Source organism: Streptomyces sp. NPDC057474 (genome assembly GCF_042802555.1).
GTDB lineage: Bacteria > Actinomycetota > Actinomycetes > Streptomycetales > Streptomycetaceae > Streptomyces.
This window is the reverse complement of record NZ_JBHVDX010000007.1, coordinates 1-16,127: the sequence shown is the minus strand read 5'-3', so window position 1 is coordinate 16,127 and position 16,127 is coordinate 1. Positions and strand designations below refer to the sequence as shown.

Genomic DNA, 16,127 nt, shown 5'->3' with positions numbered 1-16,127 from the left:
CGTCGCCCCTCTGCCAGTCGATGGTTCTCACCGGGTCCCGCCTGACCGGGCCGCCCGTCCCAACGGTCCGCCCGGTACGAGATGACGCTCGGCCCACGTCTCCACCACCGCGTCCAGCTGCTCCAGCTGCGAAGTGATGAAGTAGAGCCCCCGGGTCGGCACGGACGCACCGAGCTCGACCAGCAGGGAGCGCAATGTGGTGTCGACCGCCAGCGCATGGTGCGCGGAGCCGCCGGTCATCACCCCGAGCGCTGTCACCCCGCTCAGGCCGTCGTCGCCGTAGCGGTCCAGGAACGCCTTGAGCAGCCCGGTGTAGGTGGCCTTGTACGTGGGAGAGGCCACGACCAGCAGATCGCTTGCGGCTACGCGATCCACCAGCGCGTCGAGCCCCTCGTGCTGCCACGCGAACAGATTTTCCGCGTGGTCGCTCAGATCGATCGTGTCGCCGAGGTGTGCACCCGCCGTTTCAGCGACACGGCGGGCAACCGCTTCGGCGACGGTGCGCGTACGCGACTTCGCCTTCGGATTTCCGACGAGAACCGTCACCTCCATGGCCGGCTCACAGGTTCCGCAGGTTCTCGCGCAGCGTGGTACCGCTGTACGAGGTGCGGACCACCCCGAGCTCCTGCAGCTCGGGCACCAGTTGGTCGACGACCGACGAGATGAACTGTTCGTTGCCGACGTCGTTCGACAGGAGCATGAGGCCGTCGCCGCCGACCTCGTCCATCGCCGCGACGATGTTGGAGGCCACCTGTTTCACGCTGCCGACGAGTCCGAGTTCGTCCGAGCCGAGTGCGAGCACCGTCAGCCCCTCGCGCAGCGTCATGCCGTCGCGCCCCCACTGCTTGAGCTGAGTCATCATGCTCGTGTGGCCGAGCGCCGAGGCGTCGTCCGGAACCGGCTGGTCGAGATCGAACTGCGACAGGTCGAGATCGAAGAACGTCGACCACCAGGCGACGATCGCTTCGAACTGGGCGTCGGTGAAGCCGCGCTTCTTCGGCGTCGGATCATCCGTGATGTTCACGAACGCGGCCCAGAAGATCTTCAGCTCGCGCGGGTCGCGTCCGAAGCGACGGGCCCGCGCGTGCATGTCCTCGCGCAGCGCCTTCATCTCCTCGATACCGTTGCCTGTCAGGGCGAAGACGAGGTCCGCGTGTTTGGCGGCAAAGTCGCGGCCACGGTCTGAGGCGCCGGCCTGCCCGAGGACCGGGTACCCCTGGGGCGAGGGGGCCGTGTTGAGCGGTCCACGGCTCCGGTGGTACTTGCCGACGAAGTCGACCGGCTTGACCTTCGACGGGTCGGAGTACATGCCCGCCTCGTCCCGGACGACCGCCCCCGCTTCCCACGAGCCCCATAGCGCCTTGGCGAGGTCGACGAACTCATCGGCCCGGTCGTAGCGCTCGATGGGGGGCGGCATGCTCTCCATGCCGAAGTTCAGTGCGGCATCGGTCTCGCTTGAGGTCACCATGTTCCAGCCGGCCCGGCCGCCGCTGAGCGAGTCGAGGGTGGAGAAGAGCCGGGCCAGCAGGTAGGGCGGGTAGAACGTCGTCGAGGCTGTCCCGATGAGGCCAAGCCGTTCTGTCGACGCGGCCAGGAACGGCAGAAGCTGCAGAGGATCGTTCTTCGGGGAGTAGATCGCGTGGCGAAGATCGCCCTCCATCGAGCTCTTGTACGTCCGTGAGACGTTCAGCGAGTCCTCGAGGAACAGGAAGTCGAAGTACCGCGACTCGAGTCGCCGGGCGAGGTCGACGAAATAGCGTCCGTCCCACCAGTCGCCGCCGAAGGTGCGGTCGGTCTCGGCGCGCCACGCGGGCGGGCCGAACTTCGTGAAGTAGCCGAGGTGAAACCGTGTATGCGCCATGGACCTTCACTCCTCGTGTAAAGGTGAACGCTAATTAGCGTTTGCGTTTTGCCGCAACGTACAGTGGCTATAAAGGCGTGTCAACCAGTCCGCGCCCACGTAGAATCGGTGTGATGGGCATGGGGTCACGAGTCAAAGAGCCGCAGCAGGAACGCAGCCGGGAGTCGTTGGAGCGCGTCCTGGATGCAGGGTTCGAGATCCTTGCCGAGGACGGCTGGCACGACTTCACCCTGGCCAGGGTGTGTGATCGCGCCGGCGTGTCCGTCGGATTGCTCTACCGCCGCTTCCATGGACGTGAGGAGCTGCTCGCCGCGCTTCAGGACCGCTGGCTGGATGCCGTCGACCGGACGCGCGAGGAACTGGCGAGTCGGCAGATCGACTGGGCTGCGATCGATGCGAGTGAAGCCGTACAGGTTGCCATCGGCGGGGTCGTTGAGAGCTTCCTGAGTCAGAAGCCGGCGACTCATGTGCTCGGCCGCTACGGCGCCTTCGACGAGGCCGGCCTCAACCGTATGGCGAAAATCAGTCAGGACTACGCGGCCTGGTACCGCACCGGGCTGATGCACCACGCCGACGCGATCAATCACCCGGATCCGGCGCGCGCCATCGACTTCTCGTACCGACTGATCCTTGACACTGTCATCCGCCGCACCACCTACGGCGACACCTTCGACACCGGTACTGCTACCGGCGACTGGGACGCATTTAGCGCCGAGTTGTGGTCCGTGTGTTGCGCGTATCTGTTCCGGCCCCAGTCCGTCGGGCGCACGGACAGCTGACGCGACTGGCGAGGTCAAACGTCGCTGACGCCCTCATTGCATGGGGGAGCCCGCTTGGGCACGCTTCTGTTTTTCGCCGCCGACTCGAGGCGTTCGCTGGGATGCTGTGGGAGGAGTTGCCCGGGGATTACTCGTCGTTACCCGATGACTTTCGGTTAGGGTGCCCCTCGTACCGAACTGGCTGTCCCAGTACTGCACTTGGCAGGCGGCCTCGGCAGGGCTGGCAACCGCAGCTGAATTCGTACGGGCGATCTAACCTCGATCTTTCTTGAGGGTCCGCGGACGGAGTCGGCGGACCGTTTCGCTTTCTGCGGCTGATGGCGGACAGGCCGAGGGCCCGAGTGTCGTCTCGGGTGGACGCCGGGTTCCACTGCTCTGGACTGGGACGCTTTCTCGCAGGGGCAGGTGGATCCGCTGGTCAGCCTGGGTTCGGCAGCAGCATGAGCCGTTCCACAGCGGTGGTGATCTCAACTGTCCAGGGCCAGTGACGGGCGAGGCGGAGGATGCGGCGCCGGCCGGTGGTGACGAGCTGGGCGGCTGCGGAGAACAGGCGGAATCGCAGACGCCGCGGTTCCCAGAGCCTCGCCTGGCCGGTCAGGGCGAGCATGGGCATCCAGGCCAGCAGGTCGAGCGCGAGCTGGACGATCTCCAGCCAGACCTGGTTCTGGGCGGTGTCGTGCAGGGGCAGGTTCCGAAGCCCGGTCGATCGCGCGGCCCGGATCCAGTCCTCGGCGCGGGCCCGCAGCCGGTGACGGAGCTCAAGTTCGGCGATCGGCCGGTCGGGAGTATTGGTGGCGAAACAGGTGATCCGCATGCCGTCCGCGTCCGTGATTCTCAACTGGGCCCCGGGATGCGGCCGTTCCTTGCGGACGATCAACCGCATACCCTTCGGCCAGCCCTCGATCAAGTCCCCGGTGAGTTCGGCGACCCAGGCACCGTCGCGGACCTCACCGCCGGTCTCGATGGCCGGAGTCCAGGCCGATGCCGGGATCTTGAGGACGTGCTGGTGGATGGCCTCGGTGACCACCATGCCGACCGAGTACGACAGCCATCGGCCCCGCTGGGCGAGCCAGGCCACAAACTCGTGGGTGCCGCCGGCGGAGTCGCAGCGGATGAGGGTCTGCCGCCCCCGTCGGTATTCCTGGGGCAGTTGAGCCAGGGCGAGGCGAGCGGTCGCGATGTGGTCGGCGGCGGTGTTCGAGCCCGCGTTCCCGGGCCTGAGCAGAGCGGCTACCGGTTCGCCAGTCCCGCCGGGCCCGTGGTCGACGAACCCCATCAGCGGGTGGTGACCGTAGGTCTTCTTCCAGGTCGGGGCGGCATCCTGCTTGTCCGAGTGGGCGACGACCAGGACTCCGTCCAGGTCCACGATCACCTGCCCACCGGCGTCCGGAGCCCGGCCGTCCGCCAACTTCCAGACGTGTCTGCGTACTTCGGACCGGGCGTTGCGGATAGCGGTCAGTGCTTCCTTGCCCGCGGTGGCGAGGATGTCGACCAGACGGGAGACCGTCGGGTCGGAGGCGACCGGCCCGAACACGGCCGGCTCGGCCCGCAGCATCGCGATGTCGGCGAGGCAGTCCCCGCCGAGCGCGACCGCCACCGCAAGATCCACGATTATCTTGCCCGGGTCATGGACGGCCCGCGGCTTCCGCCAGGGGGCCAGTGCTGCGGATATGGCCTGGTCGAGGCCGGTCTTGCGGACCGTTTCGACCAGCAGGACCGAACCGGCCTGCGAGACCACGGCGCGGCCGTCATCCCGGACAAGGACATGGGGATAGGACCCGATAGGCTGCTTCACCTGGAAAGTGCCTCCGACAGGGGCGGGACCAAGGACCTCAGCAATCCTCATTCTCGCTGGTCAGAGGCACTTTCTGCTTGCCTGATCACCTGCCGGACAGCACGCTTCATGAAAGCGCGAGGCTAACGAGCCCGGTCACACCCGATGTGATTCGGAGCTCAAGCCGTCAGCAAGGTGCGAGTGAAGGCGCTGAGCCCGGTCAGCCGGCGGTGGTCAAGACGGCGGGCCGTGCCCATGGTTGCGGTAGGGCACCTCGTCGGGGTGCAGCCGTAACCGGGCCAGCCGCCAGGCTGTGTCCGGGGACATTTCGTGATCCCTGTTCTTGCGGATGCGGCGGGCGAGCAGGCTCGTGCGCGGGTCCAGTACCCAGCGCAGCAGGCTTGGGTTCACTCCGCTTCCTCGGCGGCCGCGATCTCCTCGGCCAGGTGCCGGTGGCCGAGTGTGGTCATCGCGCTGCGCAGGATTTTCAGAAAGTCCTGCGCGTTGTCTTCAGTGAGCCTGCCGACGAACGTGTGCAGTGTCTGGGCGATCAGCACCCAGCGGGAATGCGGATGCCACTGATGGATCTGCCGAACCAGCTCTTCGGGATCGCTTCCCTCGGGTGGGCCGCCGATGCGGGAGGAGTGTTGGAGCAGCATGTACAAGCGTGCCGCTGCTGGATTCGCGAGGAGTTCGTCGCGCAGGAACTCCACGCGGGCGCGAGCCTGACGGCGGTCCATCTCGTCGAGTTCGAACTCATGCCGGGCGCGCTCTATGAGGCGAGCGCGTTCCGCTGCGTCGTCGTCGACGCGCAGGGTCACGCTGACCTTGAGTAGTTCAATGCCGTCACGGTGGAGGGGTAGTTGGTCACGTAGTGCTGCTGCGAGTTCCTGTTCGGCGGCTGCGATGCGGAGCACTGAGTCGCTGGCCAGTTGTTTTTCCACCAGGAGCCGTGCGACGCGGCTTGCTGCATGGCGGGCGTCCGGGTTCGTCGGACCATGCGGTGAGTGACGCCATTCAACGCGGATGACTGCATCGAATGACAGGCCTGCATCACGGCTTTCCGGGCGGTCGTGGAAGACGGATGTCCACGTCTGACGGGCCAGCTCGGAAGGGTTGTCGCGGCGCGTGCGGCGTCGCATCATGCAGGCTCTTCCTCGTTGCCGGCCTGGCTTAGGGCTTGCTGGAAGGTCTCGATGATGCCGTCGTCGAGTAGTTGCGTGAGCTCCGTGTACACGGTGCGGTGGGCCAGCCCGGCAGATGGGAGCTCGATGCGGCCTGCCGATTGCTGGAGGGCGGCGGTCTTGGCCCATTGCCGTGCGATTGCCCGCAGCCGGTCGCGGGGGCTCTCGCCTGGCGTGTCGGCCTGCTCCGGGAGCTTCACTGCTGTGCTCAAGACCTTCAGCACGTCAGCGTGTATGTGGGGATGACTGAGCGCCGCGTCCAGCCACAGACGCACGACTGCCGATGCCTGGCCGTCCCGCTCGAATCCTTCCGTACCTTGAAGGAGTGCTCGCCAGCCGATGATCAGATCGGCGACGGGAGCCGTGAATTCCGCCTCGTCGCTGTGGGGGAGCAGGGCTGGGAGCGTGGGAGCGTCGGGGTGTGTGGACTCGGCCAGGGCCCTGAATGCTTCCTGCCCGGCTACCAGCTTGGTCCCACCATCGCTGCACCAGTCGATGACGTAGCCGAACAGAGTGCGGCGCGCGCTGGGATCGCTCCACAGACTGTGCACGGCTCCTTGCAGCGCTCGGCGTACTTCTGGGTCTCCCGAGCCGGCTGCATGGCGTAGCCGCCGCAGCGCCTTGCCGGTGTGGAGGACCCCGAACTCCCCGGCGCACACCTGCACGGTGGCCAGTTGTTGGGCGGCGTTGCCGGTCCTGGCCCACTGCAGCAGCATTTCGTGGATGTAGGAGGCGCTGGCCGTCTGCAGACAGGCTGACGTGAGGAGTTCCACGGCCGATGGCCACAGCGGGGTGTTGTGCCAGCGCCAGACCAGCTGGCGCAGGGGTTCTTGCCGACGATGACGTACCGCCCACCGCAGAGCGAAGCTCCCGATGCGCTCGGCCATCGTCTGCCGTTCTGCGTCAGTGAGCGTTTCGAGCGCGGCCTTGGGCTTCTTCAAGGGGGCGTCGGCCAGCCACTCCAGGAACTTCACCCGGGACAGAGGCCGATCGACCCAGAAGTACTCCAGTGCCGCGTCGTCCCATTCGGGGCGGTTGAAGGTGACGGTGTCGTCGGCCAGCAGTTCGGCTTTGATCGAGTCGACCATCTCGATGACGCCGGGTTCCTGCTGTCCCTTCAGGGATGGGTCACCGTCCCCGAAGACGGATGCCAGGTCGGCCGTGCTGGCGTAGACGTGCGCCACGGACGCTCCGCGCAAGGTGGCGCAGGCCAGCAGGAAGTTGCGCTGGAAGCTGGTACGGCCGGACTCCTTGTGCCAAGCCAGAAGCTGGGGACGCCAGTTGTTGCGGGCCGCGATGACGCTGAGAACCTGCCGGTCGAACGGTGTGTCACCGCCGCTCTTCCGTTTACGTGCCAGCGCCTCCAGGTTGGGCAGGTTGCTGTCGTTGGCATGGTGCGCGTCCAGAATGAGACTGACGATCTCCAGGGTCTCCACCGGTGGCTGACCATTCAGCAAGGCGATGATGTCGTCATCGGTCAACCATCGGTCGACCGGCAGATCAGGTGGACCTTCCGCGCCCAGCCACTTGCGGGCGATTTCCAATGGCGAGGGCACCCTCAGGGAGGGTTTGATGCCTTCAGGTGCACCACCGCCCACGCGGCGCCACTGCTCCGGTGTGCTCAGCACCACGAGCCGGGCACTGCGACGTTTCAGCGTGTACTGCAATCGCTCGATCGTCGCACCGAACGTGTCGGCTATCTCGAAGCCTTCCTCATCAGGCGGGAGTTCGAGCAGGTAGCCGCGGTTCTCCGCCTGCGGCAGGCGGCGCAAGGGGAACTCCAGACCACCGCCGAAGCTGAGCGGTCCCACACGCACGGCCGGGAATTCATGCCGCAATTGCGCGAGGAGCGCGCACGCGGTGGTCGTGCGCCCCGTGCTCGGCTTCTGGGCGAGTACCACGACAGATCCGGGATTCTTCCACCACTGATAGATTTCGTCGAACGAGTCACCTCCATCGGGGCGCACGTAAACGGTGCGCAGCGCATTGAGGTAGGTGTCCGAAAATTCATTGTGATCAAGTGGGTTTTCGAAACTCGCCGTGACTTTCAGGGCGTTCATTTCACCCAGGTTGAGCAGGGCCATCTGCCGGAGACGCTTAACCGCCTCCGTGTCCAGAAGGTATTTGAGGCGCTCCTGCAGCTCCTCATCCAGTTGCTCATCCGCGCCCGGCGGTACGGTGTCCGGCGTCTGCGATGTGTCCGTGGATGTGAAGGAGCTGGTCCCGCCCCAGCGAGGGCTTTCGGACCGCTGGCCGTTCTCGTGAGGTGGCCTCAGCCCATAGTCCTGCTGATCGTTCACCCGTACCCCCGTAGTGTGCCGCCCGGAATCCCGCTCGGACTGCGAGAGCTATCCGAGCGTGCCGTCGATTTCGAGTGCAGTGACCTCGCCGCCCTGGCGCACAACTCTGGTCCGCTGTTCGATGTCGGCTGACGCTTCGGCGGTCACCCGTCCCACCTTGACTGCCCGGGCCACCCCGTCTGCCTCGACTTCGTCAAGGATCTGCCTGACCCTCACGCCCGGTGCAGAACGCCGTTCGCCCGTGAAGGACAGAGGCTGCCCGTAGATCGCCTCCAGGTCGTCGCGCAGTTCACTCATCGCTTGCAGCAGGTGCTCGTCATCGTGTCGAATCAGAGCGGGGTTGCGGTGGTAGACGGCCAATTCCCGGGCCATAGCTTCCAGCCGGCGAATCCGCTGCTCGGTCAGCTCCTCGTCGTGAATGAGCAGGGGAGCTTCCGGTTCAACCAGGACTGGGCAGGTCGCCGGCTCGGTCGAGGCCGCGGTGTCATTTCCGCGACGGCGGTCGAGTACAGCACCGAGGCGGCCAAAGAGAAACGTGAATACCTGAGGCATGGCTGACGTGGCCACTGTCGCGAGCGACAGCTGATCTCCCATTGAATCCCCCGAACGGTGAACTTAGGTCACGGCAAGGCCGCAAGATCCCACAAGGCTACGAGCGTCCAGGAGGCGGAGACAAAGGCGTATTCCCGCCAAACATGCAGCTGCCATATTCGGTCAGGTGAATTCGTGCCCCCGAGGCGGCGTTGAATTCGCACGGGTGTTCCCGATTTGTAGCGGGAGGCAAGTACTGGGTCACCTGAGGTTGAAACTCCCCGACGGCGGCGCGCCCGGTGGGTGCACTTCGAGTTCTGAAACATGGGTAACAACGGTGCAAGCGGTCCTGAATGAATGGCGAAAAGGGCGCATCGTGGCCGCCGACTTGCAGGACACCGGTCATGGGCAAGAGGGATCGGGATCGGGCGGGTAGCCCTTCGCCCGGAGCCAGGTGTCGAGGGCCAAGGCGACGATGTCTCCGTGGGCGATGTCGGTCTCGGCGTTGTAGCGGCGGATGCGTCGCTGGAGCTGGAGGACATCGGGGACGGCGTAGTTGAGCTGTCCGCGTTTGGTGTGCCGGTTGCTGATGACGTCGAGCGTGTCCGGGTGTGGCGTTAGAGCCTGGTCAGCTGGCTGGAACTCGGTGTCCAGAGCGTCGGCGATCTCACGTAGTAGGCGTGCGTGACGGGAGTGAGGCACGAGAGCTGGATGGCGTCCCGCGTGGTGGTGTAGGCGATCACTGTGCGGGTGTGCGCGGGCGGGTGCCCGGGGCGTGCATCCGGTGAGGGCCTCTGCTCCCTGCGTATAGGGCAGGCCACCGTGCAAATCTCCCTGGTGAACGGCCAGTTCAACCCTGGAGGTGCCCGATGGCCTTGTCCCAGTCTGACCTGCAACGCCTGCTGGAGTCACTACGCACGGCGGACGGGATCGAGCTCGTCCGCAACGTCGCCGAGCGCATGCTGCAGGAGCTGATCGAGACCGAGATCAGCGGCCGGATCGGTGCCCAGTGGAACGAGCACACCCAGGACCGCACCGGCTACCGCAACGGCCATCGCGAGAAGATTCTCGCCACCCAAGCCGGCGACCTGGACCTGGCCATCCCGAAACTGCGCAGCGGCAACTTCTTCCCCAGCCTGCTTCAACGCCGGCGCCGCATCGACCAGGCGCTCTATGCCGTCATCATGGAGGCGTACGTGCACGGGGTTTCCACCCGTTCGGTCGACGACCTGGTCAAGGCGCTCGGCGCGGACAGCGGCATCTCCAAGAGCGAGGTCTCACGGATCTGCGCCGACCTGGACGAACAGTTCACCGTCTTCCGCGGCCGACCCCTGGACCACAGCCGCTTCCCCTACCTCTACCTCGACGCGACCTACTGCAAGGTGCGCGTGAACCACCGGATCGTCTCCCAAGCTGTGGTCATCGCCACCGGCATCAGCGAGGACGGCGGCCGTGAGGTGCTCGGTGTGATGGTCGGGGACAGTGAGACCGAAGCATTCTGGAGCGAGTTCCTGCGCTCCTTGCGCGAACGCGGCCTGGGCGGGGTCCGACTGGTCATCTCCGACAGCCACAGCGGCCTGGTGGCAGCAATCCGCAAGGTCATGCTCGGCGCCGCCTGGCAGCGTTGTCGTGTCCATTTCCTGCGAAATGTGTTCTCCGTGATACCCAAGGGATCCGGCGAAATGGTCGCAGCCACCATCCGCACCATCTTCATCCAGCCCACCGCCCAGGCCGCCCACCACCAGCTCGACGCGGTCGCCGACATGCTCGGACAACAGTTCCCCAAAGTCAGGCAGATGCTCCTGGACGCCAAGGAGGACCTGACCGCCTTCGCCGCCTTCCCCATCTCCCACTGGAAAAAGATCCAGTCCTCAAATCCCCTGGAACGCATCAACCGCGAGATCAAACGCCGCACCGACGTCGTGCAGGTCTTCCCCAACCCACCAGCCCTCGAACGGCTGGTCACCGCCGTGCTCAGCGAGATGCACGACGAATGGATCGCCTTCCCCCGCCGCTACCTCTCCGAAGCCAGCATGACGGCCATCTACGCCGACGAACACGCCGACCACACCACCCGCGCACTCCCCAACACCCCGAACGCTACGGACGGTTGATCGCCTACGCCATCACAGGGGACGTGACCCCTGGGGCGCCCCGCAGGACCTCACGGAGCGTGCCGAACTCGTCGTAGCGGAGCTCGCCGCGAACGCCGTCCTCCATGGCCGCCTACCCGGCCACGACTTCCGGCTCACGCTCGTCCTCGAACCACCCACCGGCCGTGTCCGCATCGAAGTCACCGACCCCCGCGGGGACCTCCACCCGCACATCCCTCCGGCTGACACCGAACCCGACGCGCTCCGCCCCGGCGGACGCGACCTGTCCCTCGTCACCGCCCTCGCCGACCACTGGGACTGCGTTCCCTGCCCGCCCAGCGGCAAGACCGTTCGGACGTACCTCTCTCCGGCAGCCGACGCGTGATCGCCCCTCCGCCGTGCGGCGTCTTTCCAGCGTGGGGTGCTCTCGACGGTCGCTCCTCCCGGACGGCCCCCGATGAAGATGAAGTCGTGGGCCAGTCACGCCAGTTCCTCCGCGAGGCATTGAACTCGCCGACGCCGCTTCGATGTTGAACTTCGACGCGCCTTCAACACACCCAGACACCTTCACAGCCCCCTCGCAGGATCGTGACCCCGTGGCGCACAACCGTGTCCATCGTCACATCCGCCACATGCAGTTCGTGGCGTGTGCCCCGGTTGATGACCTTGCCATCCCAGGTTGAGTGCTCGTAGAACTTTTGTGCGAAGAATCAAACCGACGAGCCTCGCTCAGAGGGACACATGGGCGGGGCCAGAGGGGGAACTTCTCTTGTTACGCACATCCAGAAGACGCATTCGGTCGAAACTCGCCGTCGGCGCCTGCTCGATCCTGCTCCTGGGATCCGGCGGGGTGGCCACCGCGGCCGACAGCGGTGACGGCACTCCCGATTGGGACTACGCCCCGTCCTCCCGGCCCGCGGCGGGCCCGGAGACCCTCACCTTGGCCAACAGCAACCGGCCTGTCTCCGGCAAGAATCTCGAGGCCGGCCAGCCGTTCACCAAGGACTCGGCCGGCGTGTGGCAGGCCAATCGCACCAACGTCACGCTGCGCAACACTGTCACTGACGCCGATGGCGACGCGTCGAACCTGACCTTCCAGGTCTATACGACGAACGCCGACGGCACCCGAAGGACCAGGTCCAGCTCACCGACCCGGACACCGGCAAACCCGCCGCGTACGGCGTGGTGGTGTCCGACTTCGTGATGTCCGGCGGAAGGGCGTCGGTCACCCTCAGGTACGGCGACCTGAAGGCGAACACCACCTACGCCTTCCGCACCAGTGCCTTCGACGGCAGCCTGTACGAGACCAATTGGTCGTCATGGGCGAAGTTCCACACCCGTGGCCGGGCGGTGAACATCACCCTGCCCGAGCCGAACAAGGACGCTGCGGTGGTCGATCAGGACGCCCACCAGGATCCGCAGAAGATCGCACAGCCGTCCATGGCCGTGGTCGCCCCGACCGTTCCACCCGTCGCCCGAAGCGCCGAAGAGGGCTGGAACTGCGGCACGCTGAACAAGAAGACGGGAATTCAGCCGTGTTCGCGGCTGGTGCCGGACGACAGCAAGGCCACCCGCGACGCCCTCACCAACGGCACGAAGGGGACGGCGGCGCTGCCGAGCCTGGTCGACTGGTGCGCGAACCTCCTCGACTCGCACATCAAGCGGTACGAGGCGTGTATCGGAAGCTTCACCTACGAGTACCAGGGCATCGTCGTCAAGGAAGGCAAGCCCACCGGTGAGGTCCTGGACGCCTCGTGGGCCGTCGGCCAAGAGGTGAAGCTCGCGGGGAACTCGGCGACGTTCACCCAGCAAATCACCCTCGTGCCGGTGTCGATCGATCCGAAGTTCGTGTCGGTGACACTGAACGTGGAGTTCGACTGCCTCCTCGCCGACCGCTGCTCGAACGGTCCGCAGTCGTGGGACGGGGCGCTGGAGTGGGTGGGCGCGGACCCGCTCTCACACTCGGCGGTCGGGAAGATCGACCACACCTGGAACGCCCAGAACAACGCCGACACACTCGACCTTTCCACGAAGATCACCGCCTACTCGCCGGTGGCGAACCCGGCTGCGACGCGCTGGCAGGCCGATGGCGCGCAGATCCGCTGCGACAAGGTCTCCTCGACCACGCCGGGCTGCACCTTCCACAAATACATCCCGACGTGGGTGATGAACTATGCCAAGACGCCGCCGGCCGTCGCCCACGCGTGGTTGATCCAGGCCAAGCTGCCCACCCACCCCGGCAGCGAGTCGGCCAACAAGCCGCTGTTCTACCTGCCCGCCGCGTCGAAGAACGCACCCGGCCGCGACCCGGACGACAACCGTAAGGTGATCTGCCCTGACGGCTGGGCGGCCACCTTCGGCAACCCGGACGCCACCGCCGTGACCGAGATCAGCTCGACCGACAAGGCGTCGTGCGACGAGTTCGCCTACGCATCCACCTACAACTCCGGCGGCATGCCCACGAGCATGGGCGGCATGAACGAGGTCGACATCGGCAACGACTGCGTGCAGACCTATGCCACCCGGGTCAAACAGGGCGAATGGCACCTGTACGACGACATCCGTGGAGCAGCTCCGAAGTGGACGGAGAAGTGCGGCCGCTCGGCCATGTCGGGATGGATCAACTCCACCTCGATGGGAGGAGCGTTCAGCTCCGCCTTCTCGACCAAGTACCGGATGCTGGACAAGGACCCGTACTGGGTGGCCTTCCCCCAGTTCGCGCACTGCGACGCGTCCAAGGTGACCGTGACCTGCACGGTACCCAAGCCGTGACAGGCTGCTGACCGCTGGTGGGGCACAGCGCTGGTTCTCGCTGTGCCCCACCGGCCCCATGTCGTGTACGGAGGGAGAAGACGGCAATGTCCGACAACCTTGCATGGATCGCCGATGCCTGGCGCAGCCCGAACCTGAACGCCACCGACCTGTACATCACCTGCGCCCGCGGCCTCAGCCCCCAGCAGCTGGCCGAACGCATGGCCGACCATGAGCCTGTCGAGATCGGGACTGCCCGCACCATCCAGGAAGCGTCCCGCATGGTCGACCTCACGCAGATCTACTGCGTCGGCCGCATCGGCCGAAGCGGCGACTGGTCGTTCATCGTGGAGTGCGGGGGCAGTGAAGGCTGGTCCCTGGACCCGGCAGTGTCCCGCGGCGCCGAGGTGCTGATCTTCGACCCACGGCCGGACGATCCGCCTTCCTTCTTCAGGTACCTCGCCGACGGTGAGGTGCAGCTGCACTTCGAGTTGGGGTTCGGCTACGACCCCGCCGGAGCCCAACCCGACCTGCTGCGCCCGGCGCTGGAAGCGGCCTGCGTCATCCCGCCGGAAGACAGCATCGATGACCTGCTCGGCGAGGACGAGGAGCTGTCGCCTGCCGAGGAAAGGCGCCGGGTGTTGGAGGTCGTCGGTGAGCATTTCGGGTTGTCGCTGCCGCGGCAGGTGATCGAGAGCGGGCAGCTTCCTGCCGTGATCACCCGCACCTCACCTCCGTCCTCCTGGTGACCACGGGCGTGCGTTGACTCGAACCAAAGTCACTTGACAGTGTCGACAGGCGAGGTAGACCGCGTCCGTGAAGGCCTAGCCCCACCCGGAAGGTCACCCATACGTGCGCAGACGGTCCGACGGATGAGGCTCCCGCGGATCCGGAAGAAGGCTGTCAGCGCATCACGTTCCCACCCGCGACGCTCATGGCGCGGGGCCGGCTTCACGCGGCGGTCGCATCGGCCGGAGCGGTGCGTGGCAGCTCGGGGTGACAGCGACGTTGGAGTGTAGAGCCGAAGCGACCGGCCCGCCGCCGGCGCATGTTCGCCGGCGTCTCAGCCTTCCTCGGCGCGTTCCTCGTCGTCCCCGCGCCGACGGAGCAGTCGCTCGGCCCCGCTGGAGAGCTTGCCCGTCACCGATCTGGCTCGGTCGAGGGTCTCGTTACCGAGGCGCCTGGCGGCCATAACGCCCTCTGCTCCCGTCTCAAGCACCTTGTCCCTCGCCTCCCCCGCCGCTACCTCTCCGAAGCCAGCATGACGGCCATCTACGCCGACGAACACGCCGACCACACCACCCGCGCACTCCCCAACACCCTGAACGCTACGGACGGTTGATCGCCTACACCATCACAGGGGACGTGACCCGGCGGGGCCGAACACGCTGATGCCGTGGCGGGGGTCGATGTGCCGGTTTCCGGCGCGGAACTCCAATTCTGGCTCGTGCAACACGTGTGCTTTCATCCCGGCAACTCCCACAGTCCCTCAGCCGGCCCGCTCACGCTCGGCTTCGGGGCGGGTTCTTGCGGAATCCCCACTGTTTCGTCGATCGCGGCGTCGCAGTCGAGCTCCAGGAGTTGGCCGAACCGGATGCGATCATCGCGGCTGTGGAACAGGGTGTCCTCGCCGGCACCGCTGGGTGGTCGAGAGAACGGTGTCCTGGCTGGCGGCCGACGCCTCCACCGCCGCTACGAGCGAAGGCGGAACACTTTCTCGCCTTGGTCGGCATCGCCTCCGCCCTCATCGGCTACCGACAACTGGTCGGCCTGTTCAGAGCCTGAGCCGGTTCTGCTGCACGTCGAAACAGACCAGCCCCATCGAGTTCGCCAGGTCTGCCGCGTAGGCCGACGCTTCCTCGGCCATGTTCCAGCTCTTCCCGAAGTGGATGACCGGGCTACTTGCATTGCCGATCAGAGGACCGCTCGACCAGGGCGAGGTCTCTTGCTCGTCCTTGGTGATGCCGCACCACCGCTCAGGCTTCGGAGGAACGTCGAGGTAGACCGGGCTGCTGCGGGAATGCCGGTCCAAGAGGTCTGTGATGCCAGCGCGGGCCACGACGATGCCGGCGAAAGAGCGGCGGGAGAGCAGGACGCACAGGCGGCCGGTCTCCAGATGGAAGGCGGAGGCGACCTGGCGGCCGGAGAGCGGGTGCCAGACGAGGGTGATGTCGAACTCATGGCCCTGGAGACGGTTGGCAGTGTCCACGGGGATGTCCGTGAGGCGCCACTTCTCCAGCTGCGCGCGTACGCGTCCCCCTGGACTGTGCGGGCGGCGCCGATCACGATGCGGGACTCGGCGAGCGGCTTCCCGTTCACCAGCGCCCCTCGCTCCAACAGCCGGGCCGCGGTCGCTGCCGAAGATCTCTGGCCCCGCTATGGCGACAAACGCCTCATAACCTGTGCTGTACCAAAGTGCCAACTATTTCGCTGATTCTGCGACTCCGGCCACTGAAGCTACTTGGCATCAGTGCAGGTCGTGAACGTGGCCTGGTGCCAACTAGTGTGATGCGCCAGAAATCCTCAGGGTTAGTAAGTACCCTGTTGGCATGTCGCATTCGGGGCCTTCTGCTGTGGCGATCACGTTGTCCGAGGCTGAGCGCGCCGAGTTGGTGCGCCGGACGGAATCGCCGCACCGGCGCTCGGCCGAGAAGGCCCGCATCATCCTGGCGTGTGCTGACGGCATGTCAAACGCGGGTGTCGCACGGCTCGTCGGTGTCCAGGCCAAGACGGTCGGCAAGTGGCGTCGGGCTTTCGCCGCGGAGCGGATGGCCGGGCTTGAGGACGCCGGCTGGATCGGCCGGCCGAAGGCCGACCTGATCCTCGACGAGTCTGAGCGCGGGCAGTTGACGCA

16 protein-coding genes and 1 pseudogene are annotated in these 16,127 nt (G+C 66.2%); 7 read left to right on the top strand and 10 right to left on the bottom strand.

What is annotated here, in order from left to right:
- Positions 1-27: 27 nt before the first annotated feature.
- Both ACFU53_RS03120 and ACFU53_RS03115 read right to left on the bottom strand, forming a co-directional pair.
- Complete coding sequence (locus tag ACFU53_RS03120) at positions 28-546, bottom strand: NAD(P)H-dependent oxidoreductase (RefSeq protein WP_383985483.1); 519 nt, start codon at positions 544-546, stop codon at positions 28-30.
- A 13-nt stretch (positions 547-559) separates the two neighbouring features.
- A complete protein-coding gene (locus ACFU53_RS03115) occupies positions 560-1,861 on the bottom strand; it encodes an NtaA/DmoA family FMN-dependent monooxygenase (RefSeq protein WP_383985481.1) in 1,302 nt (433 codons plus the stop codon).
- A 113-nt stretch (positions 1,862-1,974) separates the two neighbouring features.
- On the opposite strand from ACFU53_RS03115, the gene ACFU53_RS03110 reads away from it, so the two are divergent.
- Positions 1,975-2,640, top strand: a complete 666-nt coding sequence (locus tag ACFU53_RS03110) for a TetR/AcrR family transcriptional regulator (protein ID WP_383985479.1) — start codon at positions 1,975-1,977, stop codon at positions 2,638-2,640.
- A 418-nt stretch (positions 2,641-3,058) separates the two neighbouring features.
- Here ACFU53_RS03110 and ACFU53_RS03105 read toward each other — a convergent pair whose 3' ends face one another.
- The 6 genes from ACFU53_RS03105 to ACFU53_RS03080 form a co-directional block, all read right to left on the bottom strand.
- The gene (locus ACFU53_RS03105; RefSeq protein ID WP_383985477.1) at positions 3,059-4,435 is read right to left on the bottom strand and encodes an IS1380 family transposase; all 1,377 of its coding nucleotides are present in this window, start codon (positions 4,433-4,435) and stop codon (positions 3,059-3,061) included.
- A gap of 213 nt (positions 4,436-4,648) precedes the next feature.
- A complete protein-coding gene (locus tag ACFU53_RS03100) occupies positions 4,649-4,825 on the bottom strand; it encodes a hypothetical protein (protein WP_383985475.1) in 177 nt (58 codons plus the stop codon).
- Entirely contained in the window at positions 4,822-5,559 is a 738-nt protein-coding gene (locus ACFU53_RS03095) for a hypothetical protein (protein ID WP_383985473.1), read from the bottom strand. Before ACFU53_RS03095 ends, ACFU53_RS03100 begins: the two co-directional genes overlap by 4 nt.
- Complete coding sequence (locus ACFU53_RS03090; protein WP_383985471.1) at positions 5,556-7,898, bottom strand: hypothetical protein; 2,343 nt, start codon at positions 7,896-7,898, stop codon at positions 5,556-5,558. Before ACFU53_RS03090 ends, ACFU53_RS03095 begins: the two co-directional genes overlap by 4 nt.
- 48 nt (positions 7,899-7,946) lie before the next feature.
- Complete coding sequence (locus ACFU53_RS03085) at positions 7,947-8,492, bottom strand: hypothetical protein (protein WP_383985469.1); 546 nt, start codon at positions 8,490-8,492, stop codon at positions 7,947-7,949.
- Positions 8,493-8,831: 339 nt separating this feature from the next.
- The gene (locus tag ACFU53_RS03080) at positions 8,832-9,131 is read right to left on the bottom strand and encodes a hypothetical protein (protein WP_383985467.1); all 300 of its coding nucleotides are present in this window, start codon (positions 9,129-9,131) and stop codon (positions 8,832-8,834) included.
- Between the two features lie 167 nt (positions 9,132-9,298).
- Between ACFU53_RS03080 and ACFU53_RS03075 the strand changes: the two genes are divergently transcribed.
- From ACFU53_RS03075 to ACFU53_RS03055, 5 genes and pseudogenes are all read left to right on the top strand, one after another.
- Positions 9,299-10,543 carry an IS256 family transposase gene (locus ACFU53_RS03075; protein WP_383985465.1) on the top strand — a complete coding sequence of 415 codons (1,245 nt, stop codon included), beginning with the start codon at positions 9,299-9,301 and terminating at the stop codon, positions 10,541-10,543.
- Positions 10,544-10,574: 31 nt separating this feature from the next.
- Positions 10,575-10,907 (top strand): annotated as a pseudogene (locus tag ACFU53_RS03070) (ATP-binding protein); the annotation flags it as partial.
- A 465-nt stretch (positions 10,908-11,372) separates the two neighbouring features.
- Positions 11,373-11,726, top strand: coding sequence for a hypothetical protein (locus tag ACFU53_RS03065; protein WP_383985463.1), 354 nt, complete (start codon positions 11,373-11,375; stop codon positions 11,724-11,726).
- A complete protein-coding gene (locus ACFU53_RS03060) occupies positions 11,711-13,294 on the top strand; it encodes a hypothetical protein (protein ID WP_383985461.1) in 1,584 nt (527 codons plus the stop codon). The genes ACFU53_RS03065 and ACFU53_RS03060 overlap by 16 nt, the downstream gene beginning before the upstream one ends.
- Before the next feature lie 86 nt (positions 13,295-13,380).
- Complete coding sequence (locus ACFU53_RS03055; RefSeq protein ID WP_383985459.1) at positions 13,381-14,022, top strand: DUF6461 domain-containing protein; 642 nt, start codon at positions 13,381-13,383, stop codon at positions 14,020-14,022.
- Positions 14,023-14,336: 314 nt separating this feature from the next.
- Here ACFU53_RS03055 and ACFU53_RS03050 read toward each other — a convergent pair whose 3' ends face one another.
- Together ACFU53_RS03050 and ACFU53_RS03045 are read right to left on the bottom strand one after the other, a co-directional pair.
- On the bottom strand, positions 14,337-14,465 hold the full coding sequence (locus ACFU53_RS03050; RefSeq protein WP_383985457.1) for a hypothetical protein: 129 nt from the start codon (positions 14,463-14,465) through the stop codon (positions 14,337-14,339).
- 582 nt (positions 14,466-15,047) lie between these two features.
- Positions 15,048-15,482, bottom strand: coding sequence for a hypothetical protein (locus ACFU53_RS03045; protein WP_383985455.1), 435 nt, complete (start codon positions 15,480-15,482; stop codon positions 15,048-15,050).
- Positions 15,483-15,822: 340 nt separating this feature from the next.
- Here ACFU53_RS03045 and ACFU53_RS03040 point away from each other — a divergent pair.
- The coding region (locus ACFU53_RS03040; RefSeq protein WP_383985453.1) for a transposase at positions 15,823-16,127 on the top strand (305 nt) is incomplete at its 3' end.

Bases quoted from the DNA above. Each gene is read 5' to 3' on its own strand.
- ACFU53_RS03115 (WP_383985481.1), bottom strand. From the start codon at position 1,861: ATGGCGCATACACGGTTTCACCTCGGCTACTTCACGAAGTTCGGCCCG.
- ACFU53_RS03110 (WP_383985479.1), top strand. From the start codon at position 1,975: ATGGGCATGGGGTCACGAGTCAAAGAGCCGCAGCAGGAACGCAGCCGG.
- ACFU53_RS03095 (WP_383985473.1), bottom strand. From the start codon at position 5,559: ATGATGCGACGCCGCACGCGCCGCGACAACCCTTCCGAGCTGGCCCGT.
- ACFU53_RS03085 (WP_383985469.1), bottom strand. From the start codon at position 8,492: ATGGGAGATCAGCTGTCGCTCGCGACAGTGGCCACGTCAGCCATGCCT.
- ACFU53_RS03075 (WP_383985465.1), top strand. From the start codon at position 9,299: ATGGCCTTGTCCCAGTCTGACCTGCAACGCCTGCTGGAGTCACTACGC.
- ACFU53_RS03055 (WP_383985459.1), top strand. From the start codon at position 13,381: ATGTCCGACAACCTTGCATGGATCGCCGATGCCTGGCGCAGCCCGAAC.
- ACFU53_RS03050 (WP_383985457.1), bottom strand. From the start codon at position 14,465: ATGGCCGCCAGGCGCCTCGGTAACGAGACCCTCGACCGAGCCAGATCG.